Raw genomic sequence first — 17,896 nt, forward strand, 5'->3', positions numbered from 1 at the left:
ATCGGGGCCAATATAAAATATCAGGCTGACAGCGGAGGCCATACTGGGACACGATAGCCCTGATTAACCGCTTCGACTAACAACCACTGCGGCAGCTCCGGCAACTCAATCAGCGGCCAACTTTCCACCGTAGGCCACGCCCGGTAGAGTGCGCGGGTGGCGGTTAACTCGGCGCGCTGTGCCGCGCTCATTGGGGCGTCGTCAATAGAGTAGTCACTAATTGTCATAGTATCCGTTGCTAAAATAAAGGCGTCACGATACCCCCGCGCCAGCTTTGATAACGCCTCATTTGAGGGGGACGAGGTTTGAATATCGACCCAGCATGGCCTGCCATCCTGTGCCGCTCTCATTTTCCCTATTGGCGCATCACCCATAAATATCATGGCGTCATCATCGGCAATAAGATAACCATCTTCCGGCCACGTACCCGCCGCCACATAAATACTTTCTAACGCCACAGGAATAAAAGCATTCTCTGACGGACTATAAATATAATTGCTCATTAATACCCCACTCCCCAGACTGTAATCGTCGAATTTGACTTCGTATAACTAGACGCTGCCTGAAATGAGGAGCGATCAATAATGCGAGCGGCTGAAAGCACCGGGCTGGTCGCCACGTAAATCACCGAACCTGTCATTGACTGCATAATTGAGAGACACGCAGTCGGAAATGGAATGGGCCAGGTGCCATCAATAACAAGAAGCGCGCCATCTGGGGAGGGGGAAATAGAAACCGTGCGCCACTGGATGAGAACGCTTCGTTGCACGCCAGCAATCAAGGCTGGCACTGAAATGTAACCAGAGGCCGCCGCCAAACCCGTCGCCGCCGGTAATTTTTCCGCGCCGCCTAAATTAAGGCTGGTCAGTGCCGCTTTTACAAAAGCCGTATTCGCGAGCTGTTGCGTGTTATCCCCTGTGGTGGGGGTTGGGGCTGTGGGTTTCCCTGTCAGTATCGGACTTTTTTTCGGTGCATACTGTGAATGTGGATCATCTGCAAGTAGATGTTTTTTCATCAGGTCATCAGCATAATCCCTGACCTCAATCACTTTATCATCAACGTACTTACGCGTTGCCAATACCACCGACGGGTCGATTTTTAACGTGACAGCGGCAGTGCTGCTAACAATTAAAATTACCCGAATGGTTTGTGTACGGCCGCTACCCTCTTGCATCAGTGGCTTATAGGTTTCGGCGCAGTTGGCAATGGCAATCAAATCACCGTCTTTATCCAGCAAGCCTATTTCCCTAATCCACCACCCGCCCTCGGCCTCCGGGATAACCTGCTCCGCAATAATCTGACTGGTGTTAATTGGGTCAACAGACAGGGTATTAAGAGCGGCGCGGCGCTGTTCATTCACCAGTTGGGTTTGTGCCGGGTTAGGGGTTGGCAGTGTTCCGCCGCCATCCCCGACCGCCATGTGGGTAATCTCTAAGCGGGTGCCGAGCGCGGTGGCGTTCGCCAGCTTGGCCGCGCCGATGTTGGTCAGTAAAGCAAAGAATCTCGCTGTCATGGGTTCACTCTCAGGTCATCAATAATATGGACGGCGGCGCTGGCGTAATCCTCGCCGGTCACGGTTATGGTTTCAGGTAAATAGGGGTAAATGGTCAGCTCATCACCGCTGTAACTGGCAGCGGCCACAAACAGCGGGCCACTACTGTCGAGATTGATAGACAGGCCGACTAAATGACGGCTGCATGGCTTGGCGTCGTCTATCAGCCGCTCCAGCTCTTGATACATTTCTTCGGTAATGCCGGTTTCTAGCACCCCAACATCAAGGCGAAAGGTGCCGGGGGTTTCGTTGGTCTTCCACCACTCAATCACCTTGATGAGATAACCCAGCGGCTCAACTACCCGACGAATTGCACCGATGGTGCCTTTGTGTTTGTGGACATACTGCGAGGACTTCACCACCGCACGTTTGGTGGCTTCCGGCCAGTTCTCATCCCAGCGATCCACCGACCACGCCCATGCCAGATAAGGCAGCAGGGATAACGGGCAGGTATCGGCGTTCCACAGCTGGCGAATGGGAACCGGGGTGTTTTCCAGTTCGGCACAGGCGCGCGCGGCGGCCACTTCCAGCGCAGAAGAACCGACGGGCAATAAGCGGTCAGTCATCCGTACCTCCGACAGTGATGGTGCTGCCGGTGCAATACGCGGCTTGGGTTTTATCCAGCACCACGTCGGCCAATGGGGCATTAATCACCACCCGCTGGACGCCCTCAACATGCAGCGCGGCATACAGTGCTGACAGGCGAATGTCGCGACCGAGGCGGCGTTGTGTGGTGACAAAGGCGGTCAGTTTTTTCTCGGCGGCTACGCGCACCGGTTCCGCTTCTGGCCCCGGATGAAGATAGAGCACCGCGTCAATTTCATAATCTTCAATCCGGGCGGATTGCACCGTCACGCGGTCAGCCACTGGCCGCGTGTTCTCATCATTCAGCGCGGCTTCCACCACCGCCAGCAGTTCGGCCGAGGCTTCGCCATTACCTTCGCGCGATAACACCGTGACCGTGACACAGGCGGGTGTCGGGCTGATTGCCGAGGCATCGGCCACCCGCCCGTCGGCACTTTTGGCGTGATATTCATAAGCACCCGTTGGCCCGGCGACGCTCAAGCCCTCAAAGGCTTGCGGGATACGCACCCGGAAATCGCTGTCAGATTCCATCACCGCCTCAATGGGTGGAATGGCGGTTGAGTCGGCCGGGGTAATCACCAGCCGCTCAACGTTGTTATTTGCGCCGAGCTGGTCTAAATCGCTACCGACGGCATAGGCCACCATCACCGCGCGGGCCGCATCATTGACGCGCTGGCGTAATATCACTTCGCGGTAGGCGTTTTCCTGTAGCAACTTGACCAGCGGCTCAGATTCCAGCGACAACGTGCGGGCCACGGCGGCGCGCTGTTCTTCCGGGTAAAGAGATATCAGCGTGGCTTGGCGCTCGGCCAACAGGGTTTCATAATCCAGTTCTTCCACCACAAGCGGTGGCGGTAACAGGCTCAGGTCAATGGTTGCCATAGGGTTAGCTCACAGGGATGGTTAAAGAGAGAGGGGCCGCGCTGCCGGTGCGAGTGCCGGTAATATCGACCACCATTTTTCCATCTATGGTGGTTTCAAAGGTGATGCCAGTCAGCTTGACCCTCGGCTCCCAGCGCAAAATGGCACTGTAACTGGCGGCCATGATTTGCAGGCGCAGGGCTGGATTTTGCGGCTGGTCAATCAGCTCCGATAGCAGCGAACCATAGGCGCGACGCATCACACGTGACCCCACCGGGGTAATCAGAATGTCTGCAATTGACTGGCTGATATGGTCAGAGTCGGTAATGGTTTGCCCGGCGTTGCGGTTCATGCCGAGATAGGTGGCAGTGGTCATTTAATCCCCTCCGTATAGCTGCCACCGCGCTGCACGCCGCCGTGGTCATGGTCATCAACCACCACACCATTGGATGAGAACTTGCCGCCAGAATGTTCAATGTTGCCGCTCATCTTGCCGCCACTTTTCACGTTTAAGGTGGCAGTGGTCAGGTTGTGGGTGCATTCAACTTTTGGCGTGTCTAAAAGAATTTTGACCGAGGCGGCACAGGTGATAGTGGGGGCGGTAACATTCACCGATTCACTGGCATTGATAACCGCCGTTTTGACGCCATCAGCCCGCAATTCGCCGCTATCAGGTTCATAGTGCAGCGTTGCACCGTCAGGAAAGGTGATATACAGGCCATTGGCCGAGGCAGACGGCGGCGGGAAATCATCAGAGAAAATGCCCGGCAGCACAAATGCGGTATCCAGTTCGCCGCCGAGGGACAATATCAACACCTGCTCACCCTCGGACGGTGCCCACCATGATCGCGACTGACCGGCGCGCAGCGTCAGCCAGTTTAACCAGCCGGTAGTATTGTCTCCCGTTGCTACACGGCACAGGGCTTGGTCGAGATCGACCTCGGCCACCGTACCAATGCGGATAAGGTTGCGCAGCAGGCGCAGAATTTCAGTTATTTGGGTTTGTGTGTTCATGGGGAAAGAATGTGTTTTTGACAGATAAAATCCAACTAAAAGCAGTTGTATGGTGCTTGAAACAACAACGTAGCTAATCGGTACAGAAATTAATAACTTACTGATATAGTTGAGGACAATCTTAACTGGACGAGATAATTTAAATGGGAAAGACTAAAAAAAGGCACTCCTTTATGATATCAATCAAAATGGATAGTAATTCAAAAGGTGTTTCTTATGCTAAAAAAATACCATATATGAATTCAAAATCTTATTTTGATGCGCTTTCAATAAAGGATGGTGAAATTTTAATAAAAGGTGATAGGTCGGCCAGACCCAACTTTGATGAAATATTTTATAATCATGTAAGTATTTTATATACGCAAATGATAAAATCAATCTTGGCATATTACTGTTTGTCTGGTGCTATATGTAAAATTAATGAAATTAACTTCTATGATGACAGTCAACAATTAGTCAAATCAATCGAAATGGCTGAAATCAATAATGTGAATTTGCCTGGTCGTGACTTCACTGCATTAAAAGAGATTGATTTTAATAAAATGGATGTAATCTTTGATGATAATAAAAAGGGGAAGGTGTTTTTTATATCGCTCAGCTACTTTATCAGGTCCTTTTGCATGAGTGATTCTAGTGAGTCTTTTGAAAAGTTATGGAAATCATTTAACGCAGTTTATAAAGAAATATCAGGTGAGGAACGTGATAATGATTGCCACAGATATCTTCGAAAAGACATGGTGAATTCTCCACAGAAATACCCATTAATAGCGCAAGCAGTCACTAATTTAACTTCTCAAGAAATAAGAGCTAATACTCGATGGAATAAAATGATCCTTAATGACTTTAACACTAAGGAAAAAACAAAAGCATTTAAGTGTTTTATTCTTAGGAATGATGACTTTAGATTGATGGAAATATGTAAGGAATCATTACCTGTTAGAGCTGACTTCCTAAAGTCTAACGGACTATATGAAGTAACAAACAATCATATTGAAGATAAAATTAAAAATAAAATAGTGAATGATATGCATGTTGCAGCTACGTTATGCATCAAGTACATGTATTATGCGAGGAATAAATTAGCACATGGAGAACAAATTGACTCGGGATTTAGATTGAAGTGTATAAATAAACAAGAGGAGTCAATGAGTTGGTGCGCCTCACTATTAATGATGTTGGTTATAGATATATATAATTCAAATGATTTATAGTAAATATAATGCATAATTATGGAGGTGAACTCTATTCACCTCCAACTAAAAGTTATTTTGTAAGCTTTTTTCTATAAGTGTTTCGATCATTTTCTTATTCTCTGATGTAAATCCGAGCAACGGCCTTTCATCATACTGCACATCTTTGCTGTGCTCGTTCGGACGGTCACGCAGGCCAAAATGGTGCACTGCCGCCATTCGTTCCACGCGCCCGGCAAACTCGACCACCGCCTCATTTGGGCTACTGTTGGCTTTCATATAGCGGGCGGTGCGCAACTTGGCGAACATTTCCCGCTTAATCCGGCCTTTTGGCTTACGCAATGGTTGAGATTTACGCGCGGCATACGGGGTGCCGTCGGGCGCTTGCTGGCGTTTAATGCGTTGCTGTTGACTGGCCCGCAGGCGTTTGGCAACTGTCACCGCCAGCGCTTTGCGGGCTTTGGGTGTCAGACTGGCAATCAGCCCGGCCAATGCGTCATCAAAGGGTTTCAGCTCATTCATTTGACTGTTTCACCGTTAAAGTAGATTGCTGTTGGCCGTGTTGGCGTACCCGGCCACGCCGGTTCCAGCGCATGGTTAACATGCAGTGCACCGTCTACCTCTTTCACAATGGCCCGCTCGGTCAATTGCAAGTCGATACGGATATCACTCAGCACATCGCTCATCACATCAACCTTATGAATAAAGCCGGTGCGGCGTTTTTCTTCTGTTGCCATGATGTCCGGTTGATGTTCCCGCAGCCATGCCAGTATCGGCACAAAGAGATAATCAACATCACTGGGAAAATCCTCAATAAATAGCGTGAGCTGATATTGATTTTCAAAAGAGAGCGACGGGGCCAGCGTCGAGACAATGCGCCCGCCATCAACAAACATTTTCAGCCGCTCCGGGTTAGTCTGGAACAGTGGCAGACTGTCGGTTAAGGCTTGGCGTAGCAGTTTGGGTTTTAACATGGTGTTGTTCCTGACACTGTTTCACGGCTTCCACTTGTAGCCCGCAGGCCACCAGTGCGGTTTCTAACTGGCGGATATCGGCACTTAAATCACCATTAACCGCCGGACTACTGCCCGGCAGCGGGCAACTGTTCACTGTCGGACAGCCAACGTAAATAATCGTTGGGGCTGGCGAACGCGGGACGTTGGTGCAGCCGGATAACGTCAGCAGGCAAAGCAGCAGCAAACCAATCACGCAAGGCTTTATTTTCATTGAGTAACCTTTGAATTCTCTGTTCACGAGATAATGACAAGGTGCTGGCGTGGCTCAGTGATTGCCGTAATGCCCGCTCATTGTCTGCCTGTTGCCGGGCCTCATCTTGCAAGCGGGTGATCGCGTTGTCCCGGCTCTCAATCCCAGCGGATAAAGTGCCAATCACCAGTTTGGCGCTGTCTAAATCTTTTTTAAGATTATGGGCGTGCCACGCCAGCACCCCCATCATCAAAACCCATAACAGAAGTAATGTGCGCATATCAGACCCCACTCAGGCAGTGTGTTTGTTCGGTGGTGCGGCGACGCTCTAACCCTTTGGTTTTCACGCCATTGACATACACCCAGCGCGGCAACTGATTGCAGGCGCTGCGCCAGTCGCCCTTGTTGACAAAAAAGGCCAGCGTCGAGCGGCAGGCCGCACCGGTGCCGACGTTAAAGGCGAACGACACTACCGCGTCATACACCGGTTGCGGCATAACAAGCGGCATACACACCGCTATTGCCCGCTCAACCCGCTGCACGTCAGCGACCAGATTGACCGCCACCTGTCGCTCACTGATAACACTGCCCGGCTTCACCCCGGCGGTGTGACCGATGCCATTTGTCCAGACGTTGGCGCTGCATTGGTAGGCGTTGAGCTGGCAGCCCTCATAATCGGCAATCAGTTTTAGTCCAGCAGCCGATGTTTTTAAGGTTTGGTAGTTTGGCAAGGTGGCGGCCAGCGCCAGAATGACCCCGACCAGACAGCGCTTAACGATTGAGTTCATCGAACACCTCCCGCCTGATAACCACTTCTTTCAGCAAGAAATAGCTCTTGCGCCGGTAGTACCAGTTGATAAGACAGGTGGCAGCAGCGGCCACCGCTGCCACATAAAACGCGATATCTTGCGGACTCAGTGCGCCAATAAACGCCAGTACCAGCGCCAAGACATAGGCCAGCGCAGAGCTGATTTTCTCCATTTTCAATCCCATAATTGAACGGTTTCACGTTGGGCCGCCGGGGCCATGTCGGGCAACGCCACCGGATAACCGTGGGGCAGAATGGCCCCCAGTTCCGACAGCCCCGGATTCGCGTCATAGACTTGCTCCAGCACATCTTGCGTGCGCCCGTAATAGCGCCAGCACAGTGCGTCGAGCGTGTCGCCTTGCAACGCGTTGACCTGCATCAGATAAGGCCAATAATGTTGTGCGGCTTACCGGCAATGTTGCGAATGCTAATTCGCGCGTCACGCCACAACTCATCAACGGTACTTTCAATGGCCTCCGCGCGTTTATCACCGCGCGCACTGGCGTCATAGCCGCGATAACGCTCGGCCAACAGTGCAGCCGTAATGGCACAGACCGCGCGCTGGTACTCGGCCAACTGGATGCTCTCGCCGTCCAGTTGCTCGGCCTGCACCTCGGCCAGTGTTTTAAAGTCTGCCGCCATCTGGTCACGGCGGTACTCGTACAGTTCGGCGTTAACCTCGGCAATAGCGCTTTTGATGGTGAAGCGCAGGCGCTCGGCGGTGACTGTTCCCTCAAGGCGCAACAGCTCGCGCAGCTTTATCGGGTCAACCGCAGGCCAGAAAAAGGTATTTTCAATCACCGGTTCGGCCGTTTTGTCAGGCCGTGGCGCGGGGATAACAACAGTGGTCATGGCAACCTCAATAGCAGAATGGGTGGGCGGTGGACGACGGCGTTAACAAGGTAAACCCTGTTGCGGCCATCGTGCCGCCCGGCTCGGGGAGCGTTCGGTTTAGCGGCTGGCGGCGTTCTTTAATTTCACGGCCAGTCGCTCAATGTCTTTTTTGACGCCACAACCGGTATGCAGTTGGAGTGCGCGGTGAAGATGGGACAGGGCCAACTCGCCCCGGTCACTGTCACGCAGCACATAACCGGTGATTTTGTGCAGTTTGGCGCGCACTTGGTCGGGCATGTCTTCATCTTCCATCAGCTCAATGGTTTGCAGCAGAGGCTCAATATCAATCGGCTTATCGGTGGCATAGGCGCGCGCCGCAGCGTCCGCGACTTCCTCGGCAATCAGGTAAGCGGTCGAGCGGGTAAAGCGGTCGGTTGGCACTAACTGATAACGCAGGGCATAACGGGCAATATCCAGTGCACCGGGAATATCCCCGGCATCCAGCCGCCAAATCATGATGGTCATGACAATGGCGTCCTGCGCGCCTTTCCCCTCACTCAACACGCCAGACACCCACGGCAGATAATCCGGCAAGAGTTGGCGTTTCAGCTCGGCTTTACGCTCGTTTGAACGCACCTGTTTCAGCTTGCGTTTATCTTCATTGAGCTTGAGCAACATCAGCTCGTAGCCGGTGGCATGGCGCAGCGGGTTATCCCGCTGTTGTGAGGCGGCAATGGCCGACTGTTGGATAAAGTGGCGACGCGCAGGACTGGACATAGTTTATTTACCCTCGTCAGTAACAGCAGGGGCAGAAACAGCTTTCACCGCATCAACCAGTGCATCAGCAAGACGATCAAAGTCGGATTTGTCCGCTGCTTCGGTGTCTTCTTTTTTCGGCGGCGATAAAATCTCGATGTTCTCCACCAGACAGCCGCAGGTGTAATCCTCCACCACATAATCCTGTTTAATGGATTCGTAGTTTTCGATACGGTCACGCTTGGCGTTCTCATCGATATGGCGGCGGTGCGAGTCTTCCAGCCAGTAAATGGACAGGTTATCGAGGCGGGTGATAAAGAACGCGTTAGCCGGGAAGAACGGCACACGGACAGCCGGTAAATTGCCGATACGCTTCTGGCTGATAATCAGGTCAGCGGCGAGGGTTTCGCTGTTTTCCTGCTCTTTGTTGACGATAGGAAAATATTTATCCTGCATCAACTGACGGCCAGTGATAACCACCAGTTCAGGGTCTTCCTGATGCCATTCAGCAATCATGGTATTGGTGGCATCCATCACCAGCGCATCCAAGTTGGCATAATCGCCACCATGGCCGACACGGATTTTTTCCGATACTACCGTGCCATCTTCGCCAACGACTTTGCTCATCACGCGGATTGGCGCGTTGAGGCGGTATTTTTGCAACCAGCCCGGCGCGATATCCTGCAACAGTGGGTTTAGTGCACGGTTAGAGGTCTTGGCACGGTGGGTGCCGTTGAAGCCCGCCATAATGCGGTCAAGTGCCTGCCGCTTGATAATGGCGTCACGCAAGCGGGTCTGGAAGTCCTGATAACGCGCCCACAAGTCAAGGGTGTTATAGCGGATGTGGAAATCGTAGTTCACCTGTTCACAGAAATATTTCTCACTGTCCAGTGAGGCAAACTCGGCGGTTTCGCGTTCGTCGCCGCCGTCAGTATCGGTGGTGCTGGCAACCGAACCATTGACGCCAAGGCCGACCTTTTCGGCGGTCAGCTCGGCGACTGGCACAATATTGATACTACTCAGAAATTCTGAGGACTCTTGCACGCGGGTCATGATGGTTTGCGTGACGGAGGGTTCAACGCTGAATTTTTTATTCAGGTCGCCGGTTTCTACCCCGTTCAGCTCGGCTTGACGGGTCAGATAGGCATTAAATTTAAAGCGGGTTGCTGGGCGCATAATAATCCTGATTCAGTTAAATAACGTATTGATGAAATAACAATGTGACCGCACAGCCAGCGGCCAGTGACGACGGGCTAGCAGTCGGTCAAAACATCGTTCTGGCTGTTGACGCCGGTGGATTCCGGGCGCTTGGTCTGGCTAAAGTTTTCAGTGATAGAAAGCTTGGCTTCGAGGGACGTAACCCCTTGCTTTCCCTTTTCGATGCTCTGTTTCAGCTCCACCACTTGGTCAGCAAGTTGCTTCTCAATGGAGGTAAAACGGGCCTCAATGGTTTCTCCCTGCTCCTGCACATGCACTGCTACCGCATTCACCGCCTCATGCACATCATTAAAACGGGCATCGTCGGTGGCCTGTTTGCGGCTGAATACTGACTTCACCATGTTGAGCAAGGTGACACCCGGCTCGGCCACGTCTTCAAATTCCAGCTGCACTTCAACCGCCGCAGAGAAAAAGTTATCCGGATGGGATTTACGGGCGGCCAGTGGGTTGTGTTTGGCTTTGGCGCTGAACTCCAGCATTTCATTGCCGAGGCTGGCGGGGTCATCGGTCACGGCCAGACCGACCAGATAGGCTTTACCGGTATTGGCAAAGTTCGGGCGAATTTCCATGGATGTATAGATTTTCTGACGGTCTTTATTCATCAATACCAGCTCGTCAGTCGGGCTGATTTGGGCGAACAGTGCGCGCTTGCCTTTTAGCGCTGAATCATCGTCAATAGTTTCCGCTTTCAGACCGATGACATCGCCATAACGGCGGAAAGTGCTGTCCGGGGAGTAACTTTTCAAATGTTCCAGATTGATGCGGCAACCGTAGACGCGCGGGTCAAATGACTCGGCCATCTGGTTGATATCGTTGGCGTCAATCACTCGCCCGTCGCAGGTATCACCCTCAACGCCGATACGAAACCATTTTGATACTTTCTTAGCCATAAGTGGCTGCTCCATTCAGTGTGATTATGATTATTCGGTTCGGGGCTTAGTTTCCTGATGTAAGGCGGCGGCAACAACGAAAGCCAGTTGTGACGGGGCTGGCACAACAGCGAGGACGCGCAGAGTGTCGGGCTGGTCGCGTAGCCTAATGGCATGAATACGACACCGAGCACCATTATCAGCGACCCACGGCGACAGGCGGCTTTGCTTTACTGGCAGGGCTTTTCTGTGCGCCAGATTGCGGACACGCTGGCCCTAAAATCGCCGACTGTGCAGAGCTGGAAGAAGCGCGACGGATGGGACGCCATTGCACCCATTTCCCGCGTGGAAACCAGTATGGAAGCGCGGTTGATTCAGCTCATCATGAAAGACGCAAAAGAGGGGCGGGATTTTAAAGAGATTGACCTGTTAGGCCGCCAGATTGAACGACTGGCGCGGGTAAACCGCTACAGCCAGACCGGCAGCGAAGCGGATTTAAATCCGAATGTGGCGAACCGCAATAAAGGGGAGCGCAAAACCCCGGATAAAAATCTGTTCAGTGAATCCGCGATTGAAAAACTGGAATCTATTTTTCACGAAAATATTTTTGATTATCAGCGCAACTGGTTTGATGCCGGGCTACAACACCGTATTCGCAATATTCTGAAATCGCGCCAGATTGGCGCAACGTTCTTCTTTGCCCGTGAGGCGCTGCTGGATGCCATCACTACAGGGCGCAATCAGATATTCCTGTCCGCCAGTAAGGCACAGGCGCATGTGTTCAAAAGCTACATTATCGATTTTGCCCGCATGGTTGACGTTGACCTGAAAGGCGACCCGATGGTGTTACCGAATGGGGCGCGCCTGTTCTTCCTCGGCACGAACGTGCGCACCGCACAGAGCTACACCGGCAATCTCTATCTTGACGAATATTTCTGGATACCCAAGTTTCAGGAGCTGCGCAAAGTCGCCAGCGGCATGTCATTACACAAGAAATGGCGTACCACCTATTTCTCCACGCCGTCGAGTCTGGCGCACAGCGCCTATCCGTTCTGGTCTGGTGAACTGTTCAATAAAGGCCGCCGCAATAAATCCGACCATATCCAACTGGATTTAAGCCACAGCCATTTGGCGCGTGGCACGCTGTGTGATGACGGTCAGTGGCGGCAGATTGTCACGGTAGAAGATGCACTGACGGGCGGCTGCAATCTGTTCGACCTCAACCAGCTCTCACTGGAATACAGCCCGGCCGAATATCAAAACCTGTTGATGTGCGAGTTTGTGGACGATCAAGCGTCAGTGTTCCCGTTCGCCGAGTTGCAGGCTTGTATGGTCGACAGTCTGGAAGAGTGGGAAGACTACAACCCGTATTCGTTGCGGCCGTTTGGGTATCGGCCGGTGTGGATTGGTTACGACCCATCCGAGGCCAACGGCGGCGACAGTGCCGGGTGTGCGGTGATTGCGCCGCCCATGGTGCCGGGCGGCAAGTTCCGCGTACTGGAACGCCACCAGTGGAAAGGGATGGATTTTGAGGCGCAGGCCAAGCATATCGAAGAATTGACACAGAAATATTGCGTGGAATACATCGGTATTGATGCCACTACCGTCGGCCAAGGCGTTTTCCAGTTGGTGCGCCAGTTCTTCCCGGCCACAAGGGAAATCAAATACACCCCTGAAATCAAAACCGCCATGGTGCTGAAAGCCAAGCACACCATCAATAGCGGCCGTCTGGAATATGACACCGGCCACACCGATATCACCCAGTCCTTTATGGCCATTCGCAAGACCATGACCGCCAGCGGCGCGCGCTCAACCTATGCCGCCAGCCGCAGCGAAGAAGCCAGCCACGCAGATGTGGCGTGGGCGATTATGCATGCCCTGTTAAATGAACCCCTTACCGCGACATATGGCGGTCACAGCCCTAACTTCTTGGAGTTTTACGGATGAAATCAATGACTTTTACTGCTGGTCAAGTTGACGGCTTGCGCGAACATTTCGAAAACTCGGCCTTTGACTATCAAAAGACGTGGTATCGGGTGGGACAGACAGGCACAGACCGCAGTCTCACCAAATCGCGGCAGATTGGGGCCGACTGGCTGTTCGCTTTTGAAGCGTTACTGGATGCCATCACCAGCGGCCGCAATCAGCATTTTTTAACCTGCACCAGACCAAGCGCCTTGAATACCCGCGCTTATATTGCCGAGTTCTGTCGGGTCGTTGGGGTAAACGTGAACCCATGTTCGCTGAATAATATTCTGTTAGGTAATGGCGCACTTATCGCCTTTCACGGTGAAAACAGTCACGCCGCTGCTCATGCCGGGAATGTGTACCTGGGTGAATATGCATGGGCTAAAAACCCGCGTTCAATACTGCAAATGGCTAAGGGGATGGTAATGCACAAAAAACATCGTTTGACGCTCTATACCACGCCCTCCCGCTCAAATGCTGCTTTTAAAATTTGGAATGACTCACTGCGCCGCCCTCGAAAAATCGCACCAGTGATACACACCGATAACGGCGTTTTTTGTGCTGATGGCGTATTTCGTCAATCGGTTACGGCTGATGATGCCATTCAGCAAGGCGGCACATTATGGGAAAAGGATTGGGATAAAGATTGGCTGAAAAAACACATGACGGCGAATGATTTCAAGCTCTTATATTTGTGCGACTGGTCACAAGCGGCAAACAATGCAGAGGAAGTGAAATGAGTAAGCGCAAAGGCCGCAAGGCATTAAGTCGCCCGGCAACCAATCACACCGCCAGTCAACAACAACCGGTCGAGGCGTTCACCTTTGGCGAACCCTCCGCCGTGCTGGATAAACGGGAAATACTGGATTACATCGAATGCACCGGTAACGGTAAATGGTATGACCCGCCGATTAGCTTTGACGGGCTGGCGCGCAGTTTCCGGGCAGCGGTGCATCACAGCTCACCGCTGTATGTGAAACGCAATATTCTGGCGAGTACCTTTATCCCGCATTCAATGCTCAGTCAGCAGGCGTTTAGCCGTTATGCGCTGGATTATCTGGTGTTCGGCAATGCGTTTTTAGAGGTGCGTCGTAACCAACTGGGCGCGCCACTGCGCCTAGACCCTAGTCCGGCCAAGTACACCCGCCGGGGGCTGGAAAAAGATTGCTATTGGTTTGTACAGAACTGGAAAAATGAACACCTGTTTGAAGCTGGTAGCATTTTCCACCTGATAGAACCCGATATCAATCAGGAGCTTTACGGTTTGCCGGAATACCTCAGCGGCTTAAATTCGGCATGGCTCAATGAAGCGGCCACGCTATTTCGCCGCAAGTATTACCAGAACGGTGCTCACGCGGGATACATCCTGTATATGACTGATGCGGCGCAAAGTAGCAGCGATATTGAGGCGATGCGTAAAGCGATGCGCGACACCAAAGGATTAGGCAACTTCCGCAACCTATTTATGTACGCACCCAACGGCAAAAAAGACGGCATCCAGATTTTACCGTTGAGCGAAGTCGCCACCAAAGATGACTTTTTTAATATCAAGAACGCCACCCGCGACGACCTGCTCAGTGTGCACCGGGTGCCACCGCAGATGATGGGGATTATTCCCAACAATACCGGCGGTTTCGGTGACGTGGCGAAAGCCTCACAAGTGTTTGTCCGTAACGAGTTAACGCCGTTGCAAGAACGATTGAAAGAGGTGAATGACTGGATAGGGCAAGAGGTGATCCGGTTCAAGCCTTATGAACTGATAAGCGAGGATTAATATGGGACGTAAAGCACCAACACTACCACCATACAAACCCGGCGACACAGTGAAGAGGCCCGCGCCACCGCCGCAGCCACCGCAAAAATACAAAACGAAAAAAGGAATAATTATGGAAACTCAAACTAACCAGAAAATCACAGCGCAACTGGCTGTTGATATTCTTAATCAAGCGTTGTCACTTGACCCGGATTGTATTACTGCGCTGGTATCGCATCGAATAGAGTGTAACGCGACGTTAGCCCATGACTCTGAGGTGATGTGTGGTATGTCTAAAGACAAATACATGACTGGCGCGCTTGGCGTTATCAACTCACTGGTTACAGACGGCTTTGTCGCTGCACTGTATACAGATGAAAAAAAGCTGGCAGCGTTTCAAGTTTGCAAATAGTTAATTGATATTTTTGAATATCATAGCCGCCGAACCGGGCGGCTTTTTCATGCCCGAAAAGTAGCGATTCCAACACCTCGCGCCATACGCCACCAGACGCCCGTCACGCCATCACACCCCATGAACACGCATTGATTCCCAACTCAACCGAACGCAGCACCACGGCCCGCCCAAGATCGATAAACAAGGGTATCAAAACCCTTTGCGCGCAATGCTATCCCCGCCACGCCTGCGCGCTTTGCAGGTCGCTTTTCATGCACTTGCATGAGGCATCGAGAACCGCGCCGGGACTGGGGCTAAGGGGGAGTTTCTGGCTCAGGTTCATCATGCAAAATCATGCACTATATGCATGCAGTGCTAAATTTGAATTTAAAAAAAAAGAAAAGCCACTGTAATAGCTACAGTGGCCTACAAAAAACAAGGTTTACTTTTCACACTCAAGTATTAAATAAACTAATGGGCGGTCAGTCGTACCATTCTTTTTAGCAACTGAAGCTGTAACCTTATTTTTGGCGATTCTCTTGCACAGAGAATCACATAACACCTTGTTTATATAACCCAACTTTCCAATTTCATGCACAACAGCGATCGCATTTGGATCATGCTCGTTATCTGGTTCAGGAATAAGGCTTACCATATCCCCAACAGAGACACGTTCCAAGTCCAATCCTAATTGATAACGAGTACCTGCAACCTCAAGTAAAAGCTCCGCTTCACCGTTAAGCACATCAGGATCTATCAAAAGACAAAAACCGTCACCCGGCGATTTTGCACCGGTATATCCCAATAGTGCAAAGTCAGAGCCTTCAAATGGTGAAGGTAAAAGATGTTGCGCCAAATACTCTTCAAAATCCTTACGTTTGCGCGGAGGTAAGCGCCGAACAAAAGGCTCTAAAACATTATTAGTATGTTCAGCATGTTTCATACTGAACGCAGGATGTCCCAAAAAACCTTTATCCTTTGCAGCGATAAAGTCTTCTGTATTGAAATGGTAAGTGAACGTATAGCTATCATCAGCCAGCCGGTTCAATTGACCAACAATGTGCCGGGTTCCACCGGTAGTAGGTTGCCAAGTCAGCAACAAGCGACTCGGCTCTATAATTTTATTGATAGTTCGCATATTTAGAATCACTGATAGCCGTTGATGTCTGCGTTCAAGTAGCCGAATAGTCCAGTCAGCTCTCATTTTGGTGAAAGGTTCACCAACTTTTATGTCACATAATTTGCGAATCTGATTCGTCAAAACATCTAGATCGAAGTTCAATCTTTTAACCATGTGAGTAGCATAAGCTTCATCTTTAGCTAAAGTTTGTATTGAACTAAGATGATTAAGTCTTATCCTCGTATCTTTGCGGCTCTTCCTTAAATGATGGCAGCCGTTTTGGATATATTCATCTAATTTTTTCTTCGTCCAACTTTGGACTCGATTCGCAAATCGTTCATGCCCAAGACTGGTGCCATTATCAAAGAATGGTGCAATTATTGCTTTAACTTTGTGAGTAGCATTTTCGTCTTTGGATCCTGGCACAAAGATAAAACCCCAGTTTTCTTGATGTCTATCCGTATTCCCAATCAAAGAGTCCAGCAGCAACATGTCACATAAAGTTTCTGTCCATAAAGGATGCGGGTCTAGAACTCCATTAATACTAAATGCTCTGCATATCAGCCTTAAATCTTCTATATTGTGATGTTGGCCTGAATCATCATCAAAATCGTTTATTAGTACGTGAAAAAATTCTGATGCATGGACAAATAGTTGTCGTTCTTTATCGTAAAACCACTCTAATAAAGCACCAAACTCGCTTGTTTCTTCATCCAGTATTCTGACCGCTGGGTAGGCTTTTGGAACCGAGACCCCCAAGCTCTCTCCAACAAGGAATGCTATTGTCTCCATCCAAAATTGGTCAGGATATGCATCCCTTGATAGCTTGAATAAGTAAGGCCAATTAGGCTTAATACCCGCAGGGGGATTAGATGGAGACCAAAGCATTTTCTTGTCCCTAGCGCCGATAGGGAAAATACCATGCTCATCATCCTTACGCCAATCAGTAACATCTATCAGAGGTATACTCATTATATTTTTGATTTATATTTTTTTAAGTGCTTGATATGCCGCACTTACATATGCAGCCTGATATTTAGCGTCATGAAGAGCATGGTGCGCATATTCATTCATCTTAATTGCAGCACGAGCATCAAAATTTTTTAATTCTTTAGCGAGATCAATAATAGTACGCACGTCTCTATCATTTCTAAAATCCCAAGGTAAATCAATAGATTGCTTTCGGTATGCGGAAGCTAAAATAGCATTATCAAAACTTGAACCGTTCCCCCAAACCTTAACATTTTCATCACCAAACCGTTTGATGAAATCTGAAAATTCAACCAGTATAGCTTTCATACTTAAAGAATCGGGGTCATTAAACACAGAACGTGCTTCATCGCTTTGTTTCATCCACCATTGCAGTGTTGCAGGCTCTGGCTGTCCAAACTCCAAAGCGGAGCTTAAATGTACTACTCTATAAAACTCAGCATGCTGTGTGCCTGACGAAAGATCGAAAAAAATTGCACCTATTGATATCAATGGCGCTTCTGTCGAAACACCCAAGGTTTCAAGATCCAACATTAAATGACTCATTTTTCCAACCCTCACCATAATCTAGACATTATGAGACTTTATAAAGTTAATGCTGACAATAGTATACTAGCTCAACAGATACCTAACACTATAACGCTCTGAAATCAGTGACATCACATTTTAGAACTCTTGATTGACACTGAATTTATAGCTGTTGAATTCGGATATATGAAAAATATCCTACCAGCTAAATACTCTCAGCACAGTCAACGAGTTATTAAATTTTAGTTGC

23 protein-coding genes and 1 pseudogene are annotated in these 17,896 nt (G+C 50.3%); 5 read left to right on the plus strand and 19 right to left on the minus strand.

Annotated elements, in window-relative coordinates:
- Window positions 1–20: 20 nt before the first annotated feature.
- The 6 genes and pseudogenes from OVO64_RS19100 to OVO64_RS19125 form a co-directional block, all read right to left on the minus strand.
- Window positions 21–503, minus strand: coding sequence for a phage tail protein (locus tag OVO64_RS19100; protein WP_235895050.1), 483 nt, complete (start codon window positions 501–503; stop codon window positions 21–23).
- A gap of 302 nt (window positions 504–805) precedes the next feature.
- Window positions 806–1,513: pseudogene (locus OVO64_RS19105) on the minus strand (phage tail protein); the annotation flags it as partial.
- Window positions 1,510–2,118: a phage tail protein I gene (locus tag OVO64_RS19110; RefSeq protein ID WP_145510050.1), complete on the minus strand. Its 609-nt coding sequence runs from the start codon at window positions 2,116–2,118 to the stop codon at window positions 1,510–1,512. The pseudogene OVO64_RS19105 and the gene OVO64_RS19110, both read right to left, overlap by 4 nt.
- Entirely contained in the window at window positions 2,111–3,019 is a 909-nt protein-coding gene (locus OVO64_RS19115; RefSeq protein ID WP_145510049.1) for a baseplate assembly protein, read from the minus strand. The genes OVO64_RS19110 and OVO64_RS19115 overlap by 8 nt, the downstream gene beginning before the upstream one ends.
- A 4-nt stretch (window positions 3,020–3,023) precedes the next feature.
- The gene (locus tag OVO64_RS19120) at window positions 3,024–3,374 is read right to left on the minus strand and encodes a GPW/gp25 family protein (protein WP_050537553.1); all 351 of its coding nucleotides are present in this window, start codon (window positions 3,372–3,374) and stop codon (window positions 3,024–3,026) included.
- Window positions 3,371–4,012 carry a phage baseplate assembly protein V gene (locus OVO64_RS19125; RefSeq protein ID WP_145510048.1) on the minus strand — a complete coding sequence of 214 codons (642 nt, stop codon included), beginning with the start codon at window positions 4,010–4,012 and terminating at the stop codon, window positions 3,371–3,373. The genes OVO64_RS19120 and OVO64_RS19125 overlap by 4 nt, the downstream gene beginning before the upstream one ends.
- Window positions 4,013–4,155: 143 nt before the next feature.
- On the opposite strand from OVO64_RS19125, the gene OVO64_RS19130 reads away from it, so the two are divergent.
- Window positions 4,156–5,223 carry a hypothetical protein gene (locus OVO64_RS19130; RefSeq protein ID WP_145510047.1) on the plus strand — a complete coding sequence of 356 codons (1,068 nt, stop codon included), beginning with the start codon at window positions 4,156–4,158 and terminating at the stop codon, window positions 5,221–5,223.
- Between the two features lie 45 nt (window positions 5,224–5,268).
- On the opposite strand, the gene OVO64_RS19135 is transcribed toward OVO64_RS19130, so the two are convergent.
- The 11 genes from OVO64_RS19135 to OVO64_RS19185 form a co-directional block, all read right to left on the minus strand.
- Window positions 5,269–5,724 (minus strand): phage virion morphogenesis protein, encoded by a 456-nt coding sequence (locus tag OVO64_RS19135; protein ID WP_145510046.1) that lies wholly within the window; start codon window positions 5,722–5,724, stop codon window positions 5,269–5,271.
- Entirely contained in the window at window positions 5,721–6,176 is a 456-nt protein-coding gene (locus OVO64_RS19140) for a phage tail protein (protein ID WP_145510045.1), read from the minus strand. The genes OVO64_RS19135 and OVO64_RS19140 overlap by 4 nt, the downstream gene beginning before the upstream one ends.
- A complete protein-coding gene (gene lysC, locus OVO64_RS19145) occupies window positions 6,115–6,402 on the minus strand; it encodes an Rz1-like lysis system protein LysC (RefSeq protein WP_235896343.1) in 288 nt (95 codons plus the stop codon). The genes OVO64_RS19140 and lysC overlap by 62 nt, the downstream gene beginning before the upstream one ends.
- Window positions 6,284–6,688 carry an Rz-like lysis system protein LysB gene (gene lysB / locus OVO64_RS19150; protein WP_145510044.1) on the minus strand — a complete coding sequence of 135 codons (405 nt, stop codon included), beginning with the start codon at window positions 6,686–6,688 and terminating at the stop codon, window positions 6,284–6,286. Before lysB ends, lysC begins: the two co-directional genes overlap by 119 nt.
- 1 nt (window position 6,689) lies before the next feature.
- A complete protein-coding gene (locus tag OVO64_RS19155) occupies window positions 6,690–7,196 on the minus strand; it encodes a lysozyme (protein WP_005163751.1) in 507 nt (168 codons plus the stop codon).
- On the minus strand, window positions 7,180–7,389 hold the full coding sequence (locus tag OVO64_RS19160) for an HP1 family phage holin (protein WP_046695133.1): 210 nt from the start codon (window positions 7,387–7,389) through the stop codon (window positions 7,180–7,182). Before OVO64_RS19160 ends, OVO64_RS19155 begins: the two co-directional genes overlap by 17 nt.
- A 2-nt stretch (window positions 7,390–7,391) precedes the next feature.
- A complete protein-coding gene (locus tag OVO64_RS19165) occupies window positions 7,392–7,595 on the minus strand; it encodes a tail protein X (protein ID WP_050088535.1) in 204 nt (67 codons plus the stop codon).
- Window positions 7,595–8,068, minus strand: a complete 474-nt coding sequence (locus OVO64_RS19170) for a head completion/stabilization protein (protein WP_145510043.1) — start codon at window positions 8,066–8,068, stop codon at window positions 7,595–7,597. The genes OVO64_RS19165 and OVO64_RS19170 overlap by 1 nt, the downstream gene beginning before the upstream one ends.
- A gap of 99 nt (window positions 8,069–8,167) precedes the next feature.
- The gene (gene gpM / locus OVO64_RS19175; protein WP_145510042.1) at window positions 8,168–8,827 is read right to left on the minus strand and encodes a phage terminase small subunit; all 660 of its coding nucleotides are present in this window, start codon (window positions 8,825–8,827) and stop codon (window positions 8,168–8,170) included.
- Window positions 8,828–8,830: 3 nt separating this feature from the next.
- The gene (locus tag OVO64_RS19180; protein ID WP_014609016.1) at window positions 8,831–9,982 is read right to left on the minus strand and encodes a phage major capsid protein, P2 family; all 1,152 of its coding nucleotides are present in this window, start codon (window positions 9,980–9,982) and stop codon (window positions 8,831–8,833) included.
- Between the two features lie 77 nt (window positions 9,983–10,059).
- Complete coding sequence (locus OVO64_RS19185; RefSeq protein ID WP_145510041.1) at window positions 10,060–10,914, minus strand: GPO family capsid scaffolding protein; 855 nt, start codon at window positions 10,912–10,914, stop codon at window positions 10,060–10,062.
- A gap of 153 nt (window positions 10,915–11,067) precedes the next feature.
- On the opposite strand from OVO64_RS19185, the gene OVO64_RS19190 reads away from it, so the two are divergent.
- Genes OVO64_RS19190 through OVO64_RS19205 form a run of 4 tightly spaced genes read left to right on the plus strand, consistent with a single transcriptional unit; the run spans window position 11,068 to window position 15,026 of the window.
- A complete protein-coding gene (locus tag OVO64_RS19190) occupies window positions 11,068–12,840 on the plus strand; it encodes a terminase ATPase subunit family protein (RefSeq protein ID WP_145510040.1) in 1,773 nt (590 codons plus the stop codon).
- Entirely contained in the window at window positions 12,837–13,601 is a 765-nt protein-coding gene (locus OVO64_RS19195; protein ID WP_145510039.1) for a terminase large subunit domain-containing protein, read from the plus strand. Before OVO64_RS19190 ends, OVO64_RS19195 begins: the two co-directional genes overlap by 4 nt.
- Entirely contained in the window at window positions 13,598–14,635 is a 1,038-nt protein-coding gene (locus tag OVO64_RS19200; RefSeq protein WP_267248948.1) for a phage portal protein, read from the plus strand. The genes OVO64_RS19195 and OVO64_RS19200 overlap by 4 nt, the downstream gene beginning before the upstream one ends.
- 1 nt (window position 14,636) lies before the next feature.
- Window positions 14,637–15,026, plus strand: coding sequence for a hypothetical protein (locus OVO64_RS19205; RefSeq protein WP_235896342.1), 390 nt, complete (start codon window positions 14,637–14,639; stop codon window positions 15,024–15,026).
- Window positions 15,027–15,450: 424 nt separating this feature from the next.
- Here the strand turns inward: OVO64_RS19205 and OVO64_RS19210 are convergent, their stop codons facing one another.
- Together OVO64_RS19210 and OVO64_RS19215 are read right to left on the minus strand one after the other, a co-directional pair.
- Window positions 15,451–17,100 carry an HIRAN domain-containing protein gene (locus OVO64_RS19210; RefSeq protein ID WP_235896341.1) on the minus strand — a complete coding sequence of 550 codons (1,650 nt, stop codon included), beginning with the start codon at window positions 17,098–17,100 and terminating at the stop codon, window positions 15,451–15,453.
- Between the two features lie 12 nt (window positions 17,101–17,112).
- Window positions 17,113–17,652 (minus strand): 3'-5' exonuclease, encoded by a 540-nt coding sequence (locus tag OVO64_RS19215; RefSeq protein ID WP_235896340.1) that lies wholly within the window; start codon window positions 17,650–17,652, stop codon window positions 17,113–17,115.
- Window positions 17,653–17,896: the final 244 nt, after the last annotated feature.

The organism is Yersinia sp. Marseille-Q5920 (assembly GCF_946902935.1).
In the GTDB taxonomy this organism is placed as follows: domain Bacteria; phylum Pseudomonadota; class Gammaproteobacteria; order Enterobacterales; family Enterobacteriaceae; genus Yersinia; species Yersinia rochesterensis.